22 protein-coding genes and 3 riboswitches are annotated in these 22,520 nt (G+C 44.0%); all 22 genes read left to right on the top strand.

From position 1 onward, the window contains the following. The first annotated feature begins 105 nt into the window (after positions 1 to 105). The 22 genes from RH061_RS20060 to RH061_RS19955 all read left to right on the top strand — a co-directional run bounded on the left by RH061_RS20060 (position 106) and on the right by RH061_RS19955 (position 22,451). Entirely contained in the window at positions 106 to 462 is a 357-nt protein-coding gene (locus RH061_RS20060; RefSeq protein ID WP_192470121.1) for a toprim domain-containing protein, read from the top strand. Positions 463 to 468: 6 nt separating this feature from the next. Further along, positions 469 to 780, top strand: a complete 312-nt coding sequence (locus RH061_RS20055) for a thioredoxin family protein (RefSeq protein ID WP_311072567.1) — start codon at positions 469 to 471, stop codon at positions 778 to 780. Positions 781 to 913: 133 nt separating this feature from the next. Beyond that, on the top strand, positions 914 to 2,179 hold the full coding sequence (locus tag RH061_RS20050; RefSeq protein ID WP_311072566.1) for an MFS transporter: 1,266 nt from the start codon (positions 914 to 916) through the stop codon (positions 2,177 to 2,179). Positions 2,180 to 2,359: 180 nt separating this feature from the next. Next, positions 2,360 to 2,698, top strand: a complete 339-nt coding sequence (locus tag RH061_RS20045) for a hypothetical protein (RefSeq protein ID WP_311072565.1) — start codon at positions 2,360 to 2,362, stop codon at positions 2,696 to 2,698. 85 nt (positions 2,699 to 2,783) lie between these two features. Then, a riboswitch (SAM riboswitch) is annotated at positions 2,784 to 2,887 on the top strand. An 83-nt stretch (positions 2,888 to 2,970) separates the two neighbouring features. Then, entirely contained in the window at positions 2,971 to 4,287 is a 1,317-nt protein-coding gene (locus tag RH061_RS20040; protein ID WP_311072564.1) for an O-acetylhomoserine aminocarboxypropyltransferase/cysteine synthase family protein, read from the top strand. Positions 4,288 to 4,398: 111 nt separating this feature from the next. Continuing rightward, positions 4,399 to 4,513: riboswitch (SAM riboswitch) on the top strand. 279 nt (positions 4,514 to 4,792) lie between these two features. After that, complete coding sequence (locus tag RH061_RS20035; RefSeq protein ID WP_311072563.1) at positions 4,793 to 5,818, top strand: methionine ABC transporter ATP-binding protein; 1,026 nt, start codon at positions 4,793 to 4,795, stop codon at positions 5,816 to 5,818. After that, a complete protein-coding gene (locus RH061_RS20030) occupies positions 5,811 to 6,479 on the top strand; it encodes a methionine ABC transporter permease (RefSeq protein WP_311072562.1) in 669 nt (222 codons plus the stop codon). The genes RH061_RS20035 and RH061_RS20030 overlap by 8 nt, the downstream gene beginning before the upstream one ends. A 14-nt stretch (positions 6,480 to 6,493) precedes the next feature. After that, positions 6,494 to 7,333 (top strand): MetQ/NlpA family ABC transporter substrate-binding protein, encoded by an 840-nt coding sequence (locus RH061_RS20025; protein ID WP_311072561.1) that lies wholly within the window; start codon positions 6,494 to 6,496, stop codon positions 7,331 to 7,333. Between the two features lie 105 nt (positions 7,334 to 7,438). Then, positions 7,439 to 7,810, top strand: coding sequence for a carboxymuconolactone decarboxylase family protein (locus RH061_RS20020; protein WP_311072560.1), 372 nt, complete (start codon positions 7,439 to 7,441; stop codon positions 7,808 to 7,810). A gap of 268 nt (positions 7,811 to 8,078) precedes the next feature. Then, on the top strand, positions 8,079 to 8,231 hold the full coding sequence (locus tag RH061_RS20015) for a YuzK family famiily protein (RefSeq protein ID WP_214776232.1): 153 nt from the start codon (positions 8,079 to 8,081) through the stop codon (positions 8,229 to 8,231). A gap of 1,098 nt (positions 8,232 to 9,329) precedes the next feature. Then, positions 9,330 to 9,461, top strand: a complete 132-nt coding sequence (locus RH061_RS20010; RefSeq protein WP_311072559.1) for a hypothetical protein — start codon at positions 9,330 to 9,332, stop codon at positions 9,459 to 9,461. 231 nt (positions 9,462 to 9,692) lie between these two features. Beyond that, complete coding sequence (sufC, locus tag RH061_RS20005) at positions 9,693 to 10,478, top strand: Fe-S cluster assembly ATPase SufC (RefSeq protein WP_311072558.1); 786 nt, start codon at positions 9,693 to 9,695, stop codon at positions 10,476 to 10,478. A gap of 18 nt (positions 10,479 to 10,496) precedes the next feature. Beyond that, positions 10,497 to 11,804 carry a Fe-S cluster assembly protein SufD gene (sufD, locus tag RH061_RS20000; protein ID WP_311072557.1) on the top strand — a complete coding sequence of 436 codons (1,308 nt, stop codon included), beginning with the start codon at positions 10,497 to 10,499 and terminating at the stop codon, positions 11,802 to 11,804. Continuing rightward, complete coding sequence (locus tag RH061_RS19995; RefSeq protein ID WP_311072556.1) at positions 11,804 to 13,033, top strand: cysteine desulfurase; 1,230 nt, start codon at positions 11,804 to 11,806, stop codon at positions 13,031 to 13,033. The genes sufD and RH061_RS19995 overlap by 1 nt, the downstream gene beginning before the upstream one ends. Further along, positions 13,023 to 13,469 (top strand): Fe-S cluster assembly sulfur transfer protein SufU, encoded by a 447-nt coding sequence (gene sufU / locus RH061_RS19990; protein ID WP_192470132.1) that lies wholly within the window; start codon positions 13,023 to 13,025, stop codon positions 13,467 to 13,469. Before RH061_RS19995 ends, sufU begins: the two co-directional genes overlap by 11 nt. 115 nt (positions 13,470 to 13,584) lie before the next feature. Next, complete coding sequence (gene sufB, locus RH061_RS19985; protein ID WP_311072555.1) at positions 13,585 to 14,982, top strand: Fe-S cluster assembly protein SufB; 1,398 nt, start codon at positions 13,585 to 13,587, stop codon at positions 14,980 to 14,982. A 314-nt stretch (positions 14,983 to 15,296) separates the two neighbouring features. Next, positions 15,297 to 16,145: a DUF72 domain-containing protein gene (locus tag RH061_RS19980; protein WP_311072554.1), complete on the top strand. Its 849-nt coding sequence runs from the start codon at positions 15,297 to 15,299 to the stop codon at positions 16,143 to 16,145. A 66-nt stretch (positions 16,146 to 16,211) separates the two neighbouring features. Then, positions 16,212 to 17,582, top strand: coding sequence for a bifunctional metallophosphatase/5'-nucleotidase (locus RH061_RS19975; protein ID WP_311072553.1), 1,371 nt, complete (start codon positions 16,212 to 16,214; stop codon positions 17,580 to 17,582). A gap of 361 nt (positions 17,583 to 17,943) precedes the next feature. Then, a complete protein-coding gene (locus RH061_RS19970; protein ID WP_311072552.1) occupies positions 17,944 to 18,246 on the top strand; it encodes a YunC family protein in 303 nt (100 codons plus the stop codon). Between the two features lie 256 nt (positions 18,247 to 18,502). Next, a complete protein-coding gene (locus RH061_RS19965) occupies positions 18,503 to 19,612 on the top strand; it encodes an HD-GYP domain-containing protein (protein ID WP_311072551.1) in 1,110 nt (369 codons plus the stop codon). 100 nt (positions 19,613 to 19,712) lie between these two features. Continuing rightward, complete coding sequence (yunB, locus tag RH061_RS19960) at positions 19,713 to 20,471, top strand: sporulation protein YunB (RefSeq protein ID WP_311072550.1); 759 nt, start codon at positions 19,713 to 19,715, stop codon at positions 20,469 to 20,471. 66 nt (positions 20,472 to 20,537) lie between these two features. Next, positions 20,538 to 20,721: riboswitch (Lysine riboswitch) on the top strand. Positions 20,722 to 20,864: 143 nt separating this feature from the next. Further along, positions 20,865 to 22,451: a Na+/H+ antiporter NhaC family protein gene (locus tag RH061_RS19955; RefSeq protein WP_311072549.1), complete on the top strand. Its 1,587-nt coding sequence runs from the start codon at positions 20,865 to 20,867 to the stop codon at positions 22,449 to 22,451. The last annotated feature ends 69 nt before the right edge of the window (positions 22,452 to 22,520 follow it).

Genomic DNA, 22,520 nt, shown 5'->3' with positions numbered 1-22,520 from the left:
ATCTCCTTTAAAAACAGTGACAATAGAAATATGAACATAACAGCACAAATTCAATATTCCTGTTTATAATATTGTAAGGTAATTATCTCTGGTGCATAGGTGGTTATGACGATGGACGAAAATCACAAGGTGATCATAGTGGAGGGCTCGTCAGACAAAAAGAAAGTTCAAGCTGTGCTGAATGAACCGGTTGAAATTATTTGTACAAATGGGACGATTGGTGTCTCGAAGCTTGATGAACTGATTGACTCCCTTTTTGATAAAGATGTTTATATTTTGGTGGATGCGGATGCTTCAGGGGAAAAGCTCCGGAAGCAATTCAAGAGAGAGTTTCCAGAGGCGAACCATTTGTACATTGACAGGATGTACAGGGAAGTGGCGACGGCACCGGAAAATCACCTTGCTACAGTTTTAATCGGAGCAAATATCGATGTTCATGCAGAGTATTTAGAAAAAGGATGACTGTAGATGGAAGAATGGACTAAGGAAGAAATCGAAACCTTCCTTGAGGAAAAACGCACAGGTTACCTATACTTTTACACGCCAATGTGCGGAACATGCCAGGTGGCAAGCAAGATGCTGACGGTAATAGAGCAGCTGTTACCTCATGTGTCTTCAGGTAAAGCCGACTTAAATTACCTGCCTGAAATGGCGGAGCGTTTTGAAATTGAAAGTGTTCCATGTCTGATTGTATTAAGAGAAGGAGAGGAGCTGGAGAAAATTTATGCTTTTCAGTCCGTTCCCTACCTTTATGAAAAACTTAAAGAGCTACAAGTTTAATTAAGCGGCTTAGCCGTTTTTTTTTTTGCTGATTTCGGAGGATTTTACATAGATGTATTAGTTTAAACATATTTACATATCGTTCCAAAAGGATTATATTTAGTGTATCGAAATAATTGAGGGGCGAAATATAATGGCTCTATATCATGAATGGGCTTCGCATATAAAAAGCTATAATCGAAACGTGAAACTTACCTTTTTAGCCAATATCCTAACCCAGGTCGGTCTTGGGATTTTCATGGTTATTTACAACTTTTACATACGCGAGCTCGGCTTCAATGAACTGGTTAATGGAAAAGTGATCTCCATGACTTCTCTAGCCACGGCACTGATTCTTATTCCTGCAGGAATTTTAAGCGACAAAGCTGGCAGGAAAAAGCTGATGTTTTATGGAGCTATATCGACAGGTTTCATCTTATTTGCCCGCAGTATGGTCGAAACACAGTCATTGTTGATTTTATTTGCATTTGGAACAGGTCTGGCGTCCGCTTTCATTCAGGTGTCGATTATTCCGTGGCTTGCGGAAAATTCCAAGCCTGAACAAAGAGTGCACCTTTTCAGTATTCACTTTGCAGCAATGACGGCCGCGAACGTGGTTGGCAGCCTTTTAGGCGGCATTCTTACGGACTTATTTTCATTAATTGTCCCAGGTTTGGAAAGCATCCGATATACTTTGATTATTGGATCTGCTCTGTTTATGGCGGCATTGATACCGATTATGAGGTTAAATGAAAATCTCCCTCAACGCATATCGGGTAGCGATATAAATGGAAAAACTAAAGGCATTCCCCACAAAGCCAGCTTCAAAATCATTCTGCTATTTGCTGTTGCGCAATTGATGATAGGCTTTGGTGCAGGATTGGTCATACCGTATTTGAATCTTTATTTCGCAGATCGCTTCATGGCTTCCAATTCACTGATTGGTTTAGTCATTTCACTGGGACAGGGAGCGACTGCTGTAGCCATGATCATCGGGCCTATGGTCGTTCGCAGACTTGGAGAAGTGAAAGCAGTGGTAGTTTTGCAGATGTTATCTCTGCCTTTTTTATTGCTGACAGCTTATACGCAGCATTTTTGGCTTGCTGCTTTAGGGTTTTTGTTTCGTCAGGCACTTATGAACGCCGGCAACCCGATTCAGATGTCATTAATGATGTCGAAGGTTGATGATTCAATGAAGGGTTTGGCCAACTCTGTAAATCAAATGGTGTTTAATCTCGGTTGGGCCGTCATGGGACCTGTATCGACTGGGATTGTCCTCAAATACGGATCTTATTGGGGTTACGCAACTGTATTTACGATCACTGCCATGCTGTATTTAGTTGGTTCAACGTATTTCTTTGTCGTTTTTAAAAGCATGGATAAGCCAAAATCCGGCATAGTGAGCACAAAAACAGCCTGATGACCGTTTTTCTTGGATTTATTTCTCGGGAAATGAAAGACAATGCCGAAATATCAAAGGGCATTGTCTTTTTTACCTTATACACGTTGTAAATTCTATTTTCGCCGAATTATTTGTCGAAGGTTTCTAACAGGTTTTTCCCTGATAACAAGGAATAGTTATGTAAGGGAGTTGATCGGAATGCGAGAACAGATTGACAGGTTTGTGAGTGTAATAACCAGCAAGGGGCATGTTCATCAGCTAGTTAAGAAACTGGACATGGTTCTGAAGATAGAAGCTGACCGTGACACACACTATTTATTCTTCAAGGATGGAAAGGTCAGTTACTGTGAATCCTTCATTCCTAATGGAACTGTGGCAACGATTTCCGGAAGGGAAGTACATTTGGGGCAGTTATTCAATGGAGACTTGAAACTGATGCATGGAGTAAAAATGAAATATATTACAACGGATTGTCCATTTCGAGCCCAATTAGTTCTGGAATCATTATTTTATCTTGCAAGACCGCTGCCAGTTTAATTTTTTATCTGAAAAGTCTAAATATATTGACTCATATCTTTTTGCATGATATCATCACTTTAACGCAATGAAATCGAATTGAATATTCTTATCCAGAGAGGTGGAGGGACTGGCCCTATGAAGCCCGGCAACCGGTTGTGAAAACACGGTGCTAATTCCAGCAGAGTTTTTGCTCTGTAGAGATAAGGAGAGATGATAAATGACCCTCTTCTTAGGAAGAGGGTTTTTTGTATCAGTTTTTCCAAATATACATGATGATTGGAGAGATGGAGATGGCTAATGAACAAAAAAATTATCGGATTGAAACGCTTGGGGTACACGGTGGCCAGTCACCAGACCCGGTGACTGGGGCGAGAGCAGTCCCAATATATTCGAGCAATGCGTTCCAATTTGAAAACACAGACCATGCCGCAGATTTATTTGCCCTTAAAGAGTCGGGCTATATTTATTCACGGATACATAATCCGACCGTTACAGCCCTAGAAGAAAAAGTGGCTTTGCTTGAAGGTGGTGTAGGTGCGCTTGCATTATCAAGCGGGATGTCGGCCATCATGATGGCCATCCTGAATATTGCACATGCGGGTGATGAGATTGTCGCTGCTGGTAATTTATATGGTGGCACTTATAATCTATTTGCTGTCACCCTGCCAAAGTACGGAATAAAGGTTCACCTGGTTGATACCGCTGATCCTGAAAATTTCCGAAAAGCCATCACTCCGAAAACTAAAGCGGTCTATGCAGAAACAATCGGAAATCCAAGCCTGAGGATCCTCGATATTGAAGCTGTTGCTGACATTGCTCATGAAGCAGGTGTACCGCTGATTATCGATAACACGTTTGCGACACCGTATCTTTGTAGGCCAATTGACCATGGCGCCGATATCGTCGTTCACTCGGCAACTAAATGGCTATTGGGAAATGGAACGGTCATGGGCGGAATCATTGTCGATGGTGGAAAGTTTGATTGGAAGTCTCCTAAATTCCCGGGCTTCAATGAGCCAGACTCCAGCTACCATAATATTGTCTATAGCGAGGCAATCGGTGCAGCGGCCTATATCGTAAAGGCAAGAGTTCAGCTTTTGCGTGACCTTGGACCTGCAATCAGTCCGCAGAGTGCGTTCCAATTCAATCTAGGCATAGAAACTTTGCATGTACGGATGAAAGAGCATATCGCCAATACACAAAAAATAGTAGAGTACCTTGAGTCTCATCCTGCTGTTACCTGGGTCAGCTATCCTGGCCATGAGTCCCATCCTGATAAAAACCTTGCAGACCGCTACCTTCCAAAGGGAGCAGGGGCAGTAGTCATTTTTGGAATTGAAGGTGGCAGAGAAGCAGGAGCCAAACTGATTAACTCACTAGAATTATGGTCCCATGTCGCGAACGTCGGTGATGCAAAAAGCCTGATCATCCATCCTGCAAGCACTACTCATCAGCAGCTTGATGCAGAGGGTCTAAAAGCAGCAGGGGTACCTGAAGATTTAATCCGCCTTTCAGTCGGGATTGAAAACGTAGAGGACATCATTGAAGACCTGGAGCAGGCGATCGAAAAAGCGACCGGAGTACCTGGAGTCCCGGCAGGAATCTGAAATCCATAACCTTCCAGATGATATTTAAAAATAATTTTATTGACACTCTTTTTCACTCCGTGCTACAATCACACTCGTAACTTAAAACCGATTAGATAATTTAATAGCGTGCTCTTATCAAGAGAGGTGGAGGGAAGTGCCCTATGAAGCCCGGCAACCGTCAATAAGCTTTGCTTACTGAAATGGTGCCAATTCACACAAAGCGAATCGCTTTGGCAGATGAGAGAAAGGAATCCACTATTACTATGCCTTTCTGCTCACTTGCAGAAAGGCTTTTATTTTGCTTTTTTTGGTCCTCACTACTGGAAAAGGTAAAAAGCTTTTTTCGAAAAGAGTTTTTCCGAGAGCATGATCATCTCCGTCTAAGAGGCTATTTCCCATTTTAGCTAAAGTTTGAATTTTTTCGGTTAGGGAATGGGAAACTAGATTGATAACCTTCTTATTTATAGGAGATTTAACGGTTTTAAAAAGTGTAGAATACTCGGTTGAAAAGAGGGGGAGTCAATTGATCACGATAAAGAATGCCAGAAAAATTTACCCTTCCACTAAAGGGGAGGTTAAAGCGGTAGATGATGTCAACCTTGAAGTCAAGGAAGGCGAAATATACGGAGTCATCGGATACAGTGGCGCCGGTAAAAGTACTTTGATTCGGATGCTGAACGGGCTTGAGATCCCAACGTCTGGTTCAGTGGTTGTTGCCGGAAGGGAAGTTTCTAAAATAAAAGGAGCGGAACTTCGCAAGGCCCGCCAGGAAATCAGCATGATCTTTCAGCACTTCAATCTGCTCTGGTCAAGAACGGTAGCGGAGAATATCGCGTTTCCGCTTGAAATTGCAGGAGTTCCAAGCGTCGAGAGAGAGAAACGGGTAAAGGAATTGATCACACTAGTAGGCCTTGATGGCCGGGGTGATGCCTATCCATCACAGTTGAGCGGCGGGCAAAAGCAAAGAGTTGGAATCGCAAGAGCACTTGCCAATAATCCTAAGGTACTGCTTGGGGATGAAGCAACGTCAGCGCTTGATCCACAGACGACTGACCAGATCCTTGACCTACTGGTGGACATCAATAAGAGGCTTGGTCTTACGATCGTCCTGATCACACACGAAATGCATGTTATCAGGAAAATCTGCCACCGGGTTGCTGTAATGGAAGGCGGGAAGATTGTTGAAACAGGACCTGTTTTGGAAGTGTTCAAGAATCCGCAGCAGCCAATTACGAAAAGGTTCGTCCAGCAGGTGACGGAACCGGAGGAAACAAAAGAAACAGTTGACCATTTACTGGAGCGTTATCCACATGGCCGCGTCGTTCAGCTGACTTTTGTAGGTGAAGGGACCGAGCAGCCGCTGATCACCAACTTAATTCGTGAATTTTCGATAACGGTCAATATTGTTCAGGGTAAAATTTCGCAGACACAGAATGGTTCGTATGGAACTTTGTTCATCCATCTTGATGGTGAAGAGGGCGAAGTATCCCGGGCAATTGAGTATATTGGCCAGCATGAAGTCGGCGTGGAGGTGATTTCAAATGGCTGAAACGTTGTTTCCGAATGTCAACTGGGACCGAATGTGGGAAGCGACAGTTGAGACACTATATATGAGTGCCATCTCTGTTCTCGCTACCTTCATCCTTGGAGCCATCCTTGGCCTGCTGCTCTTTTTGACATCAAAAGGGAATATTTGGGAAAATAAACCGGTCAATTTAGTACTGAGTGCAGTTGTCAATATTTTCAGGTCCATCCCATTCATCATCTTGATCGTACTTCTGATTCCTTTTACAAAGCTGATTGTTGGCTCGATGATTGGGGAAAATGCAGCCTTGCCTGCATTGATTATTGGTTCAGCTCCTTTTTACGCAAGGATGGTAGAAATCGGCTTGCGTGAGATTGATAAAGGAGTCATAGAGGCGGCCAAATCCATGGGAGCTAAGACAACGACGATCATCTGGAAGGTGCTATTGCCGGAATCGATGCCTGCATTGGTTTCTGGTATCACGGTTACAGCAATCGCGCTAGTCAGTTACACAGCGATGGCCGGAGTCATCGGCGCGGGCGGTCTTGGAAACCTGGCTTACATGGAAGGGTTCCAGAGAAGCCGTAACGATGTCACTTTGATGGCAACGATCATTATTTTGATCATCGTATTTTTAATCCAGTTTATTGGTGATTTCTTCACTAGAAAATTAGATAAGAGATAAAGGAGAGAATTGAATTGAAAAAATGGTTATTAGCTCTTTTAGTATTAGTTTTAACAGCAGGCCTTGCAGCTTGCGGAACTTCCGAGGATAACACATCTGGAGAAGGCGGCAAAGAAGAAAGCAAGAAGATCGTCGTAGGTGCGTCAAACGTACCTCACGCAGAAATTTTGGAAGAAGCAAAAGCGTTACTTGAAGAAAAAGGCTATGAAATGGAAATCAAGACGTTCAACGACTATGTTGTTCCTAACCAGGCACTTGATTCAGGCGAGTTAGATGCAAACTACTTCCAGCATATCCCTTACCTAGAGTCACAAATGGCTGAGCATGGCTATAAGTTTGAAAATGCAGGAGGCATCCACATCGAGCCGATCGGTGTATATTCTCAAGATTACACTACTCTGGAAGATCTGCCGAAAGGTGCTCACATCATTATGAGCAGCTCGGTAGCAGACCATGGCCGTATCTTGACAATGCTTGAAAAAGAAGGCCTGATCACTCTTAAAGAAGGCGTGGAAAAGGTAAAAGCGACGGTTGAAGATATCGCTGAAAACCCTAAAGAGCTGAAATTTGATACAGAATATGAAGCAGCATTGCTTCCGCAGATTTTCAATAACGGTGAAGGCGACGCAGTATTGATCAACTCTAACTATGCAATTGATGCTGGATTGAATCCATTAAAGGACTCAATCGCGATTGAGGAAAGCGATTCTCCATATGTTAACGTAATTGCTGTCCGTGAAGGAGATGGCGAAAAACCGGCAATCAAGGCACTAGTCGAAGTACTTCGCTCAAAAGAGATCCAGGATTTCATCCTTGAAAAGTATGAAGGTGCTGTCGTACCAGTAAAAGAATAGTTCTTTAAAGAAAGCAGGCGTGCAGCCTGCTTTTTCTTTTTGCCGCATAACCGGAAAGGAAAATTAACATACTAACCGAGAAAAAAGCAGATTGGAGTGGAAACAATGGAGCATCATTATGAACCCCGGAATTCAACAGAAGCAGCACTTCATGAATATAAACAGGGATTGGGCGTTTTTACGAAAAAAATGCCGGAGCTTGCAAGCCACTATAATGCCTTTACGGAAGTATGTTTCCAGGAAGGGACATTGACGCAAAAAGAAAAGCAATTGATTGCCCTCGGAATTTCCTTGTATTCACAGGACGAATACTGCATCATCTATCATTTAAAAGGCTGCCTTGATCAGGGAGCAACTGAAGAACAAATTCTGGAAGCTGTTGGAGTTACAGCTGCATTTGGCGGCGGAGCGGCAATGAGCCAGGCAGTGACACTCGTCCAGGAAGCAATGGCCGAACTGAATACGTTGAAGCAGTAAAAAGCTGTTTTATACAGCTAAACTGGCTGTTAAATAACAGGAAAGGCTTCATTTGGGAGGATAATGCCAGTATTCTAAGAATCGCAGAGGTGACTTCGCGTTAGGCCTCCTTATTCCATCACATCCAAAAATTAACGGTTTTAACCGCTTTGATAGTGGTAAATAAAAGGTGTTAAGATTGCAATATCAAAAAAAACGCTTTTTACAAAGCGAAAAACCGAAGGGATGATTCACTATTAGTCAGCTAAAACTGAACTACACAAGTGAAATGGAAAAAGCGATGCATGGAGCCCATGGAATTAGTTACGAGGTATACAGCATGAACCATGACGCAAGAATGGAAGTCGAACGAAAACGCGAAAGAGATTATATCAAAAGCCAACGGATGGTCGCTGACCTGGACCGAAAAGTCCACTCGTAAGCGAGAATATATAATAATAGAAGAAAGTAATTGGAACCAGTGTGATTTATGCACTGGTTTCTTTATTATGTTGGTAAGACATGTAACCCCTTTTTAAGCCGTTATGTGACAGGTTCGAGGTGTCAGAGCAAAAAGCTGTCAAAAGAAGAGGCAGCTTTAGACAGGTTTGGAGATAAAGGAGGAAAAGCTGTCAAAAGAAGAGGTAACTTCAGACAGGTTTGATGCCAAAGGAGGAAAAGCTGTCAAAAGAAGAGGTAACTTCAGACAGGTTTAATGCTAAAGGAGGAAAAGCTGTCAAAAGAAGAGGTAACTTCAGACAGGTTTAATGCTAAAGGAGGAAAAGCTGTCAAAAGAAGAGGCAACTTCAGACAGGTTTGATGCCAAAAGGAGAAAAGCTGTCAAAAGAAGAGGCAACTTCAGACAGGTTTGATGCCAAAGGAGGAAAAGCTGTCAAAAGAAGAGGCAACTTCAGACAGGTTTGGTGCCAAAGGAGGAAAAGCTGTCAAAAGAAGAGGTAACTTCAGACAGGTTTGATGCCAAAAGGAGAAAAGCTGTCAAAAGAAGAGGCAACTTCAGACAGGTTTGATGCCAAAGGAGGAAAAGCTGTCAAAAGAAGAGGCAACTTCAGACAGGTTTGATGCCAAAAGGAGAAAAGCTGTCAAAAGAAGAGGCAACTTCAGACAGGTTTGATGTCAAAAGGAGAAAAGCTGTCAAAAGAAGAGGCAACTTCAGACAGGTTTGATGCCAAAAGGAGAAAAGCTGTCAAAAGAAGAGGCAACTTCAGACAGGTTTGATGTCAAAAGGAGAAAAGCTGTCAAAAGAAGAGGCAACTTCAGACAGGTTTGGAGCCAAAAGAGGAAACGCTGTCAGAAGTCGAGGCAACTTCAGACAGGTTTGATCTCAAAAGGAGAAAAGCTGTCCGAACCGGGAGTGGCTTCGTCTTCGGAATACATTTTTTTATAATAGAAGGTAAAAAATAAAATGATGTCCAAGCTGTGAGCGGTAAATCCGACTTTAATTTGCTTGTTCTGTTAGAATGGAGTTGTGTTATGTCGTCGCATGTCGCCATTCAGCTAGCTGAATGGCGAGGTGGGGGAAGTGGAAAGAAGACAAGGAGATCAATCTGCAGATGGAATGATAACAGAACTTCTGCTGATTTTTGGCTCACTTCGTGAAGCTTACGCTTCACTGGCTTTTCAGCCTCGGCTGAAAGCTGCCGAGTGGAAATGAAACGCTGCGAGCAAATGAATTTGCTCGGTCGTTTCCTTCCCACTCGGCATGAGCCAAAAATCAATTAGGGTTTGACAATATTCTACAGGGTTCGTTGTTTTTCTTTCCACTTTTAAGGTGTTGCTAACACTTTTCATTTGTTATAAGATTGTAATGAGAATAAAATGAGAATAGAGCTTTTGACGGCTAGAGTCGGCTTAAAATCTTTTCTATATTGACGGAGGTAATATTATGGCAGGATCTGTATTATCAATTAAGGACCTTCAAGTTGAGATTGAAGGCAAGCAGATATTAAAAGGTGTGAACCTTGAAGTTAAGGGTGGGGAAATCCACGCGATCATGGGACCGAATGGTACTGGTAAGTCCACTTTGTCTTCTTCTATCATGGGACACCCTAAGTATGAAGTAACAAATGGAACAGTTACGCTTGATGGCGAAAATGTTCTTGAAATGGAAGTTGATGAAAGAGCACGCGCTGGTCTTTTCCTTGCAATGCAATACCCAAGTGAAATCAGCGGTGTAACGAATGCTGACTTCTTGCGTTCTGCTTTGAACAGCCGTCTTGGCGAAGGAAATGAAATTTCTCTTATGAAGTTCATCCGCAAGATGGATAAGCAAATGGAATTCCTTGAAATGGATCTTGATATGGCACAGCGTTATCTTAACGAAGGTTTCTCCGGCGGTGAGAAGAAGCGTAACGAGATCCTTCAATTGATGATGCTTGAACCAAAGATCGCAATCCTTGACGAAATCGACTCAGGTCTTGATATCGACGCATTGAAGGTTGTTTCTAAAGGGATCAACGAAATGCGCGGCGAAGATTTCGGCTGCTTGATCATCACTCACTACCAGCGCCTTCTTGATTACATCACTCCTGACTATGTTCACGTTATGATGCAGGGCCGCATTGTGAAGTCTGGCGGACCAGAACTTGCACAGCGCTTAGAAGCAGAAGGATACGACTGGATTAAGAAAGAACTGGGCATCGAAGACGAAACAGTTGGGCAAGAAGCTTAAGCGTTGGGGGGATTTATAATGACTACGGAAACGAAATGGGCTTTTGACCAGGAGTACATTACTTCCTTCTCAAAAGAAATGAACGAACCGGAATGGCTGACAGAGCTTCGCACGCAATCTCTTGCAAAAGCAGAAGATCTTTCTATGCCAAGACCGGATAAGACGAAGATTGATAAATGGAATTTCACACAGTTCGATAAGCTGCTCGTTAAAAGCGATGTTTTTTCATCTATCGATGAGCTTCCTGAAGAAGTAAAAGCACTTGTTGGCGAGGAAGCTAAGGATAGCAGCCTATATGTTCAGCGCAACAACAAACCTGCTTACCTTCAGCTTTCCAAGGAAATGCAGGAGCAGGGTGTTGTTTTCACAGATATCTTTACAGCTGCTCGCGAATACAGCGACCTTTTGAAGAAATATTTCATGACTGCTGTAAAAACAGATGAGCACCGTTTGACTGCACTTCATGCTGCATTCATGAATGGCGGAGCATTCCTTTATGTTCCGAAAAATGTTCAGATCGAAAATCCTATCCAGGCAATCTTCCTGCATGATGATGCAGAAGCAAGCCTTTTCAATCACGTGCTTGTCGTTGCAGAAGACAATAGCTCTGTAACATACGTTGAGAACTACATCTCAACAACTGGCAAAGTGAATGGTCTAGTGAATATCGTTACTGAAGCAATTGCTGGCCAAAACGCGAAAATTCAGTACGGCGCTGTGGATACACTTGCAGAAGGACTGACTACGTATGTAAACCGTCGCGGCCATGCAGGCAGAGATGCTCGTATCGAGTGGGCTCTTGGCATGATGAACGACGGAAACACAGTTTCAGAAAACACTACGAACCTTGTTGGTGACGGTTCTTACGGTGATACTAAGACTGTTGTTGTCGGACGCGGAGAACAGACTCAGAACTTCACAACAAGCATCATCCACTTCGGCAAAAATTCAGAAGGCTATATCCTGAAGCACGGTGTTGTCAAGGATAGCGCGACTTCTATTTTTAACGGTATCGGTAAAATCGAGCATGGTGCATCTAAGTCTAATGCCGAACAGGAGTCCCGTGTTCTTATGCTTAGCGAAAAAGCACGTGGGGACGCTAACCCAATTCTTCTGATCGACGAAGATGATGTAACAGCAGGACACGCTGCTTCTGTTGGACGCGTTGATCCGCTTCAGCTTTACTACTTGATGAGCCGTGGTATTCCGAAGCATGAGGCAGAGCGCCTTGTCATCCACGGATTCCTTGCGCCAGTTGTAAACGAACTTCCGATCGAAGGAGTTAAGAAGCAATTGGTTGAGGTAATCGAAAGGAAAGTTAAATAATGAACGCCCGCGAAATTCGTGAATTATTTCCGATTTTAAATCAGGAAGTCAATGGCAGCCCGCTAGTCTACCTTGACAGTGCGGCAACATCACAGAAGCCGGTGCAGGTTATCGAAGCACTGGATAAATATTATCGCGAATACAATTCCAACGTACACCGCGGTGTCCACACTCTTGGAACAAGAGCGACTGATGGGTACGAAGGATCAAGGGAAAAGGTCCGAAAGTTCATTAACGCAAAATCAATCGAAGAAATCATTTTCACCCGTGGTACCACTACTGCGATCAACACGGTAGCTGCAAGCTATGGCCGTGATAATCTTAAAGAAGGCGATGAAATCGTCATCTCTTATATGGAGCATCACAGCAATATCATCCCGTGGCAGCAGGTGGCAAAACAGACGGGTGCAACATTGAAATATATCGACTTGCAGGAAGATGGCACGATTTCACTTGATACTGTCAGAGAAACGGTGACAGATAATACGAAAATCGTCTCCATCATGCAAGTTTCAAACGTCCTTGGTGTCATGAACCCAATCAAGGAGATTGCCGAAATTGCCCACCAGAATGGGGCGATCATGGTTGTCGATGGTGCCCAAAGCGCTCCGCATATGAAAATCGATGTCCAGGATCTTAACTGCGATTTCCTCGCTTTTTCCGGACATAAGATGTGCGGGCCGACGGGTATCGGCGTATTATATGGAAAGAAGGCACTTCTTGAAAAAATGGAGCCGGTTGAGTTCGGGGGCGAAATGATTGATTTCGTAGGTCTTTACGAGTCAACATGGAAAGAGCTGCCGTGGAAATTCGAAGGCGGAACACCAATCATCGCTGGTGCGATCGGTCTGGGTGCTGCAATTGATTTCCTGAACGAGATCGGACTCGATAATATCGAGAAGCATGAACACGCTCTTGCGGCCTATGCGATGGATAAAATGTCTGAAATCGAAGGCATGACCATCTATGGACCGAAGGAAGCCGGCAAGCGTGCTGGACTCGTAACATTCAATATTGATGACGTACATCCACATGATGTGGCAACTGTATTAGATGCTGAAGGAATCGCCGTACGCGCGGGCCACCATTGTGCACAGCCTTTGATGAAATGGCTGAAGGCGTCCGCGACAGCACGTGCAAGCTTCTACCTGTACAACACAGAAGAAGATATTGACAAACTCGTAGCCGGACTTGTCAAAACAAAGGAGTATTTCAGCGATGTCTTTTAATAATTTAGATAACCTTTATCGTCAAGTTATTATGGATCACTATAAGAACCCTCGCAATAAAGGTGTTTTGGAAGAAGGCAGCCTGACAGTCAATATGAACAACCCGACATGCGGCGACCGCATCCAGCTGACGATGAAAGTCGAAGACGGCAAGGTAGCGGACGCAAAATTCGAAGGGGAAGGCTGCTCGATTTCGATGTCGTCTGCCTCCATGATGACGCAGGCGGTAAAAGGAAGACCTATCGAGGAAGCTTTAAAGCTTTCAACGGTTTTTTCTGACATCATGCAGGGAAAAGACTATGAAGAGGATGATCTGGACCTCGGGGATATCGAAGCACTGCAAGGTGTGGCGAAATTCCCTGCCAGGATCAAATGTGCTACTCTTGCATGGAAGGCAATGGAGAAAGGCCTGAAGGAAGAGGAAGACAGCCAATAAGAAAATCATCACCTGATGATTTTTTCCGAAAGGGCTGCGGGGGATTGGCCTGCAGCGAACAACTACAAAGCGGGAAACCCCGGTTTCCCTGCTTTAAGAATGGAGGAATTCGACGATGGCTAAAAAAATGCCAGAGATCGGTGATTATAAATACGGATTTTCCGATAAAGACGTTTCCATCTTCCGGTCTAAGCGCGGCCTGACGCGTGAAATCGTTGAAGAAATTTCAAAAATGAAGGAAGAACCCCAGTGGATGCTGGACTTCCGCTTAAAATCATTGGAGCACTTCTACAATATGCCTATGCCACAATGGGGCGGGGATATGGCTTCATTGAACTTTGATGAAATCACTTACTATGTAAAGCCTTCTGAGCGCTCTGAAAAGTCATGGGATGAAGTTCCTGAAGAAATCAAGGCGACTTTCGATAAGCTTGGTATCCCTGAAGCTGAGCAAAAATACCTTGCAGGTGTTTCTGCGCAGTATGAATCAGAGGTTGTTTACCACAACATGAAGGAAGAGCTTGAAGAGCTGGGAATCGTCTTCAAAGACACAGATTCTGCTCTGAAAGAAAACGAAGACATTTTCCGTGAGCATTTCGGAAAAGTCATCCCTCCAACAGACAACAAGTTCTCAGCATTGAACTCTGCGGTCTGGTCTGGTGGATCTTTCATCTACGTTCCAAAGGGCATCAAAGTGGATACTCCGCTTCAGGCGTATTTCCGCATCAACTCTGAGAACATGGGCCAGTTCGAGCGTACATTAATCATTGTTGATGAAGGCGCGCACGTTCACTATGTTGAAGGCTGTACAGCTCCTGTTTACACAACAAACTCACTTCACAGTGCAGTTGTTGAAATCATCATCAAGAAGGACGCATATTGCCGTTACACTACGATTCAGAACTGGGCAAACAACGTCTTCAACCTTGTTACAAAGCGTGCGGTCTGTGAAGCGAACGCCACTATGGAATGGATCGATGGCAACATCGGTTCCAAGCTGACAATGAAATACCCGGCTGTCATCCTTAAAGGTGAAGGTGCACGCGGTATGACATTATCAATCGCAATTGCTGGTAAAGGCCAGCACCAGGATGCAGGTGCGAAAATGATCCACCTTGCACCAAACACATCATCAACAATCGTCTCAAAATCAATCTCAAAGCAAGGCGGAAAAGTAACATACCGCGGTATCGTCCACTTCGGACGCAAAGCTGACGGCGCCCGCTCAAACATTGAGTGCGATACGTTGATCATGGATAACAAGTCTACATCTGACACAATTCCATACAATGAAATCCTTAACGACAACATTTCTCTTGAGCATGAAGCGAAGGTTTCCAAGGTATCAGAAGAGCAATTGTTCTACCTGATGAGCCGCGGAATCTCCGAAGAAGAAGCAACAGAAATGATCGTTATGGGCTTCATCGAGCCATTCACAAAAGAATTGCCAATGGAATACGCAGTCGAAATGAACCGCCTGATCAAGTTCGAAATGGAAGGTTCAATCGGTTAATAAAGATAGATACGGAATCCACCTGCCTCGGCAGGTGGATTTTTTGCATGAAAGCACGTATGTATATGATATTATTGTCCAGTTAATAGAAGACGGTGCAATTAAGTGGTTGTTTCGTGCAATTGTCGTGATTGAACGTGCAATTAATTAAGTTAAACGTACAAATAATGCAATACAGTGTGCAATTATGATAGAATACCGTGCAATTAATCAAAAACAGTTTGCAATATCCACTTAATAGCGGATCCCAGGTTGTTTCTCCATTTCAATTATGGGGAAATATGCTATCATGAAGTTAAAATGGAGGTGCACAGATGATTATTGTTGGCTTAACGGGCTGGGGAGACCATGACAGTTTATATGAAGGCAAGGTTTCTCCGCGTGATAAACTGAAGGAGTACTCCAGCCACTTTCCGGCAGTCGAGGTCGATGCCTCTTTTTACGCTGTGCAGCCTGTGAAGAATGCCGCGAAGTGGGTAGAGGATACACCTGATAATTTTCAATTCATTGTGAAGGCATACCAGGGAATGACCGGGCATCAGCGCGGTGAGATTCCTTTTACCGATAAAAATGAGATGTTCCATGCATACAAAGAATCGCTGAAGCCATATCTTGAGGCGAATAAGCACGCTATGACGCTGTTCCAGTTTCCGCCTTGGTTCGATCTTCGCCGGGAAAATGTCGACTATTTGCGCTGGTGCCGAGACCAGATGGGGGATATTGATTGCGCCCTTGAGTTCCGGAACCAATCCTGGTTTGAAGGAGAAATGCGCGAAAAGACAGTGGATTTCATGAGAGAGGAAAAATGGATTCACAGCATCTGCGATGAGCCGCAGGCAGGAGAAGGCTCGATACCGACCATACTACAATCAACATCGAAGGATAAAGTCCTTGTCCGTTTTCACGGCCGCAATGTCCATGGCTGGAACAAAAAAGGAAGAGGCCAGGATTGGCGCGAAGTCCGCTATTTATATCGTTATAACCAGACAGAATTAAAAGAGTGGGCAGAAAACCTGCAAAAGCTGAACGAAAGCACGTCCCAGGTTTTTGCCTTGTTCAACAACAATTCCGGCGGGGATGCTGCGGACAATGCGAAACAAATACTGGAGTTATTGGAAATCGAATATGAAGGGTTAAACCCGAGGCAGCTTGATTTGTTTTAGACATTATTTACCCTCCTGGCACCATTCAGGGGGGCACTTGATTTTAACAAGAGGATGGATGTTTTCATGGAAGAGGTTATTCACATTTACCATACGAATGATTTGCACAGCCATCTGGAGCACTGGCCAAGCATCCATAAGCTAGTGGCCGAGCGCAGGCGCTGGCATGAAGGAGCAGGAGATGAAGTCTTTGTTTTCGATATTGGCGATCATATGGACCGCTGGCACCCGCTATCCGATGCGACAAGGGGAAAAGCAAACTGCCGTCTTTTGAATGAAGCTGGCTACGATGCAGCGACGATCGGGAATAACGAAGGCATCACTCTTCCATTTGAAGATCTGGATTCGATGTATCTTGAAAAAGATTTCGAACTGCTTGTAGCGAATCTTTATTACCAGGATGGAAGCAGACCGAAGTGGGCGAAGCCTTATCATGTATACATAAGCAATAGCGGGACGAGAATTGGTGTCATTGGCATTACGGTTAATTTTGCGCGGTTTTACGACCAGCTGGGCTGGAAGCTGAATGACCCGATTGATGAACTGAAACATTGCGTCGAAAAATTAAAAGATGAAACGGACGTAATTATCCTTTTATCGCATCTTGGCATCCATGATGATGAAATGATAGCCGGGATGTTCCCGGAGATTGACGTCATTCTTGGCGGACATACCCATCATATTTTACACGAAGGCAAGGAGGTTGGCTCCAGCTTGCTGGCAGGAGCCGGGAAGTTTGGCTACTATACCGGCCATGTGACCTTGAAGATTGACAGGGATACGAAGGAAATTTTACATAAGAAAGCCGTTCTTTACGATATGAATGAAGCGGATCAGGCTCAAGACGAACGGGAAATGGCAGAAGCGTATTTCGTCGAAGGCAAAGAGCTGATGGCAGAAACAGTTGCTATTTTACCAGAAAATCTAACGGCAGATCCCCTTCAGCATTCCGAGCTTTCAAAGATGCTCACTCAGGCATTGCGGGAATGGTGCGATGCCGATTGTGCGTTCATGAATGCTGGGATGATCCTTAAGGGGCTGAAGCAGGGAAATGTAACGAAATTCGATTTGCTGGAAATCTGCCCGCATCCAATCAATCCTTGTACAATCAGGATGTCAGGAGCAGAGCTAAAAGAAGTGCTCCTGCAGACAAGGGATGAAAAATGGCCACATCTCCAGATTAAAGGGCTGGGTTTCCGCGGCACCGTCATGGGGGTCATGGAGTACGACGGCATCGAGTTCCAGCCTAAAGGGAATTATACGCAGATTTTCATCAATGGAAAGCTGATTGAAGCAAAAGAGCATTATACGCTGGCCATCCCTGATATGTTAACCTTTGGCCGCTTTTTCCCGGAGATCCAGCGGGCTGAGGAAAAACGATACTGGCTGCCGGAGTTCCTTCGCAATTTGATTGAGTGGAAGCTTGCGACTTTATAGGATCGTTCAAAATGCAGGTTTATTTCACAGTGTTCAAAAAATAAACGGACAATTCCGCTTAAATTTGAAACAGCCCTTATTTTTATTAAAATAAGGGTTGTTTTTCCGTTTATTTCATCCAAATCGTTGGATATTGTCTTGTTTTTTGCAGTTAACCGGAATATCTCCGCTTATTTATGCTCCATGAGCATCCCTTACATACAATAGCCGGAAATTCTCCGCTTATGAATTCTCATACCTCTCTCAACAACAGCTTCAAAAAAAATAAACCGCAAGCTCACATCAATATTTTAGCAGAATATCACGCTTTCTCCTTCTCCATCATAGAGTGTTATTGGGATTGAAGGAGGGAGTTGTAATCATGATCGATATGTCACCTATTGAAATAGAAGGCAGGACATTCTTATGCATTTCAGTAAAACTGCCGAAAACAAACCTGCTGGTCGTTACAGGAGACAAGGGGTATATTATGTGCGGCGCTCTCGATGTCGCGCTTCTCAATGAAAAACTAAAGAGCAGAAAGGTGATTGCCGGCAGGGCGGTTGGCGTAAAAACAATCGAAGAATTGCTTGAAGCCCCGCTGGAATCCGTAACATATGAAGCGGAAAATCTTGGTGCCATAAAAGGGATGGTCGGCAAAGAAGCATTGCTGCTCATGAATTAAATAAAGACAGCCTGAATGGCTGTCTTTTCATTTAAATGTGAATAAATTATGGCAATGGTTAAGAAGAAATGTTGGCATCCGATATAATAACTGAACTGCTTTTTCCCAACTCAAAAAAATAAAAGGTATCACCACAGCTATAATTATTGTGATAGAATATAAAGAAAATATTGTCGTTTTATGTAAATTTTTCTTTTTTTGTGGCTTCGTCCTTAGACAATAGCCACTTCAACTAACAGATAAAGTAGGAATTAACATGAGACTCGTAGCCACCACTTCGGTAGAGGAAGGGGCTTTACTCGGAAAAGCCATCTATAATGACAAGGGCCAGGTTCTTTTAAACGTAGGGGCAAGGCTTGAGAGAAAGATCCTTAGGCGTCTTGAAGAGTTTGGTATTGACTATATTTATATCAAAGACCCTGACACAGATGATATTCTCGTGAAAAACTCCATATCAGATGAATCACGAATAAATGCAATCATGACAATCGGAGATACTTTCAAGCAAATTCAACTGGATACAAAGGTGTCGCAGACCTTTGTACTGGAAAAATCAGCGAGAACATTCAAGAAGCTGATCAGTGATTTGCTCGATGAACTGCAAAGAAGCAAAGAGCTGCTGAACTTGCTGTCCGATGTATTCCTGCATGATCATTATATTTTTTCCCATTCCTTGAATGTTACATTGTATGCATTGGCAATCGGAATTGAAATGAAGCTCACCCCAAAAGAACTTGAGCAGCTGGGGCTTGGTGCGATTTTACATGATGTTGGTAAAATGAAGGTGCCCGAGGAAATTTTATCGAAGCCAGGCAAGCTGACTGCGGAAGAATTCCAGATCATCAAGGCCCATGCCGAGGACGGATTCCAGATGCTCAGGAAAATCCCAACTGTCCCGCTTATTGTCGCCCATTGTGCTTATCAGCATCATGAGCGGTTGAATGGTGGAGGATACCCTCGTGGATTGAAGGAGGACGAAATACACCTATTCGGAAAAATCCTCGGTGTAGCGGATGTGTTTGATGCCGTCACCTCTAACAGGGTGTACAGGCCGGCCATGCTGCCGCATGAGGGCCTGGAAATCCTTTATTCAGGGGCAGACAGCCTGTTTGATCCGAAGGTGGTCGACGCCTTTCGCAGGGCTGTCGCGATCTACCCGGTTGGTTTGACTGTCATCCTGAGTGATGGCAGGAAGGGAGTAGTGGCCGAGCAGAATCCTGGCTTGAGCGAGCGGCCTGTTATCCGTATTCTTGAGGAAAATGGACAAAGAGTGGATCCATATCACCTCGACTTGAAGTCCAGCCTGTCATTGATGATTGTCAGCTGCGATACCATCATTAAATATGAGTACGCCAATAGTTATTAATTTTATATAGTCCATGTGGTAGAAGTACAAAGTTAATTATAGTTTTTAGGCTAGTTCCCCCCTTTGAAGCATACATATAGCTTTAGAGGGGGGATTTGTTTTGGCAAAATTCGGCCGGCGGCTGCCTCGGAAAGGGCCCTTGCCTTTCAGGTATGTATTCCTGCTGACATTCGTCTTTTTTTCCTTTTCAACAGCAGCAGGACTCTGGATCATAGATAAAGGGCTCGAGCCCACATTGATGAAATACGCAGAATCCCAGACAAGGAAGATTGCCACCCTGGTGATCAACAAGGCCATCAATAAAAAAATCGCCAGCGGGATGGATATTGATAAGGTCATAGAATTCGTCCCAGTCGATGGCGGAACGACCACTGTGGTAAAGTTCAACACTGAAATCATTAACAGGGTAAAAGCAGAAACGACCAATATTGTACAAATGAACCTGAAGGAAGCTGAAAGAGGGAATCTCACCTCGCTTGAGATGCTGTCAGATGTCGAACTCGTCACCGATGAAGAAGACCGGGAAGCTGGGATCATCTATTATGTTCCACTGGGCCAGGCAACCAATAATGCATTACTAGGTAATATGGGTCCGAGAGTTCCAGTGAAATTCAATGCGATCGGCGATGTCACAGCCGATGTTGTATGGGAGACAGAAGAACATGGAATCAACAATACACTGATCAATGTTTCAGTCAGGGTCAAAGTAAATGTGCAGATCATCATTCCTTTTGCGACCGAAATCGCTACTGTGCGGGAAAACATTCCGATTGGCAGCTTCTACTACCCAGGAAAAGTTCCACAGTTTTACAATGGCGGCGGAGATGCTTCACCAGCCATCCAGCTTCCTGGAGAATAAAAACAGTTGTCAAGTTAGCGATATTGTTATATTATAAAACCAATTGAATAATAAACCACATCATTCCGATGGGGTAGAGGCGCAGGATTCAAGAGTAAGCTGTGTGAGGATGACAACGTTGACCATAGCTGAAAGGGAATTTTGCCGAAGCAATATTAAGTGAGTCACATTTTCTATTGCTGGGGATACTTTGAACAAGAGTATCACTGTCATTATGGAGGTATATCCATAATGGGGAGCTACAGATCGTGATGGAGACACTAGTTGCTTATTAAGGGCAGCGATAGAATGTTCTCTATCGTTGCCCTTTTTTGTATTTTTTTAAAAGAAAGCAACTTAACTCTGTTCATGTAAAAGTTTCCCCCTGTCAAAAACAAGGAGGAGAAAGAGAGTATGGAAAACACTATTTTTTCATTGCTGCCGCCATTAGTGGCAATCCTGATGGTAGTCATCACAAGACGAGTGCTGCTATCACTGGGAACAGGCATCATCGCAGCGGCTTTTTTGCTAGCTGAATTCAATATCGCAGAAACATTTGCTATTATGTGGGACGCGGCCAAAGGAATCGTCGTCGCTGATGGGGAATTGAACACATATAGCTTGTACATCATCCTATTCTTATTATTATTGGGAACCATCACTGCGTTCATTTCCATTTCAGGCGGAAGCCGTGCATTTGGCGAATGGGCAATGAAGCGTGTGAAAACAAGGGTAGGAGCACAGCTTGTAGGTGCATTTTTGGGAATTATTATCTTCATTGATGATTATTTTAATGCTTTGGCTGTTGGCCAGATTACACGTCCGATCACAGACCGACAGAAGGTTTCGCGTGCAAAGCTTGCTTATATTATTGATTCAACTTCAGCCCCTATGTGTGTCATCTCACCAATTTCCAGCTGGGGAGCATACATCATTGCTTTGATCGGTACAATCCTTGCTGCTCACGGTGTAAATGAATATAGTGCGTTCTCTGGATTCATGCAAATCGTGCCTATGAACTTTTATGCTCTTGCAGCGTTAGCGATGGTCTTTATCGTAGCTCTTCGCAATGTTGAAATCGGGCCGATGAAACAGCATGAAGAACGTGCAATCATGGAAGGAATTGTCGTTCCTCAGGACAAGCCTATACCTGGCGAATTGAAGGATGACCTTCCAACAAGCTCGAAAGGAACAGTCGGAGACCTTGTATGGCCGATTATTGCCCTTGTCATTGGAACAGTTGGCATGATGCTTTGGACAGGCGCAAGCGCTGTTGAAGGTGAAGTGACCATTTTCGGGATATTTGAAAATACAGATGTAACGAAGTCGCTTGTCACCGGTGGTTTGCTCGGCCTTGCTGTTGCACTGATTCTATTCGTAAGACAAGCTTTCGTATTAAAAGGCATCAATGCAAATGTTTTTGGAAAAGGAATGGTGGAAGGCATTAAATCCATGCTTCCAGCAATCTATATCCTTGTCTTCGCATGGGTCATTGTTGATTTGATTGGCAGACTCGAAACGGGTAAATATCTTGCTGGTATTGTCGAAAGCTCTAATATCAATATTTCATTCCTGCCGTTCCTGCTATTCCTAGTAGCTGGAATCATGGCTTTCTCAACAGGAACTTCATGGGGATCATTCGGCATCCTGCTTCCAATTGCAGGGGATATCGCTGCTGCAGCTGATATTACGATCATGCTGCCAGCATTGGCAGCGGTGTTGGCGGGTGCAGTATTTGGTGACCATTGTTCACCAATATCCGATACGACGATCCTTTCATCAACGGGTGCTGGATCGCACCACTTAGACCATGTCATGACGCAGCTGCCATACGCTTTGATTTCTGCAGCGATAGCATCTGTCGGATTCCTGATCATTGGTTTCACAGGTAGCACTGTTGGTGCACTGGCGGCTGTGGCCATCCTGCTTATTGCTTTTGCTTTCATCTTCGGAAGCAAGACAACCCAGGAAGAAGTGTTAAAAGAAAATCTTGCAGAATAATGTTAAAGGCTGTCTGACTTTCAGACAGCCTTTTCATATTTTCAAGAAAGTGGGAATAGAATCCTGATT

This window comes from Mesobacillus jeotgali, assembly GCF_031759225.1.
Lineage (GTDB): Bacteria > Bacillota > Bacilli > Bacillales > Cytobacillaceae > Mesobacillus > Mesobacillus jeotgali_B.
This window is presented reverse-complemented; position numbering and strand designations above follow the sequence as displayed.

Coding starts and splice junctions, on each gene's coding strand:
- RH061_RS20055 (WP_311072567.1), top strand. CDS start 469: ATGGAAGAATGGACTAAGGAAGAAATCGAAACCTTCCTTGAGGAAAAA.
- RH061_RS19955 (WP_311072549.1), top strand. CDS start 20,865: ATGGAAAACACTATTTTTTCATTGCTGCCGCCATTAGTGGCAATCCTG.
- RH061_RS19975 (WP_311072553.1), top strand. CDS start 16,212: ATGGAAGAGGTTATTCACATTTACCATACGAATGATTTGCACAGCCAT.
- RH061_RS20050 (WP_311072566.1), top strand. CDS start 914: ATGGCTCTATATCATGAATGGGCTTCGCATATAAAAAGCTATAATCGA.
- sufC (WP_311072558.1), top strand. CDS start 9,693: ATGGCAGGATCTGTATTATCAATTAAGGACCTTCAAGTTGAGATTGAA.
- RH061_RS20015 (WP_214776232.1), top strand. CDS start 8,079: ATGGAAAAAGCGATGCATGGAGCCCATGGAATTAGTTACGAGGTATAC.
- sufB (WP_311072555.1), top strand. CDS start 13,585: ATGGCTAAAAAAATGCCAGAGATCGGTGATTATAAATACGGATTTTCC.
- RH061_RS19970 (WP_311072552.1), top strand. CDS start 17,944: ATGATCGATATGTCACCTATTGAAATAGAAGGCAGGACATTCTTATGC.
- RH061_RS20045 (WP_311072565.1), top strand. CDS start 2,360: ATGCGAGAACAGATTGACAGGTTTGTGAGTGTAATAACCAGCAAGGGG.
- RH061_RS20020 (WP_311072560.1), top strand. CDS start 7,439: ATGGAGCATCATTATGAACCCCGGAATTCAACAGAAGCAGCACTTCAT.
- RH061_RS19965 (WP_311072551.1), top strand. CDS start 18,503: ATGAGACTCGTAGCCACCACTTCGGTAGAGGAAGGGGCTTTACTCGGA.
- RH061_RS20040 (WP_311072564.1), top strand. CDS start 2,971: ATGGCTAATGAACAAAAAAATTATCGGATTGAAACGCTTGGGGTACAC.
- RH061_RS19995 (WP_311072556.1), top strand. CDS start 11,804: ATGAACGCCCGCGAAATTCGTGAATTATTTCCGATTTTAAATCAGGAA.
- sufU (WP_192470132.1), top strand. CDS start 13,023: ATGTCTTTTAATAATTTAGATAACCTTTATCGTCAAGTTATTATGGAT.
- RH061_RS20030 (WP_311072562.1), top strand. CDS start 5,811: ATGGCTGAAACGTTGTTTCCGAATGTCAACTGGGACCGAATGTGGGAA.
- RH061_RS20060 (WP_192470121.1), top strand. CDS start 106: ATGACGATGGACGAAAATCACAAGGTGATCATAGTGGAGGGCTCGTCA.
- RH061_RS19980 (WP_311072554.1), top strand. CDS start 15,297: ATGATTATTGTTGGCTTAACGGGCTGGGGAGACCATGACAGTTTATAT.
- sufD (WP_311072557.1), top strand. CDS start 10,497: ATGACTACGGAAACGAAATGGGCTTTTGACCAGGAGTACATTACTTCC.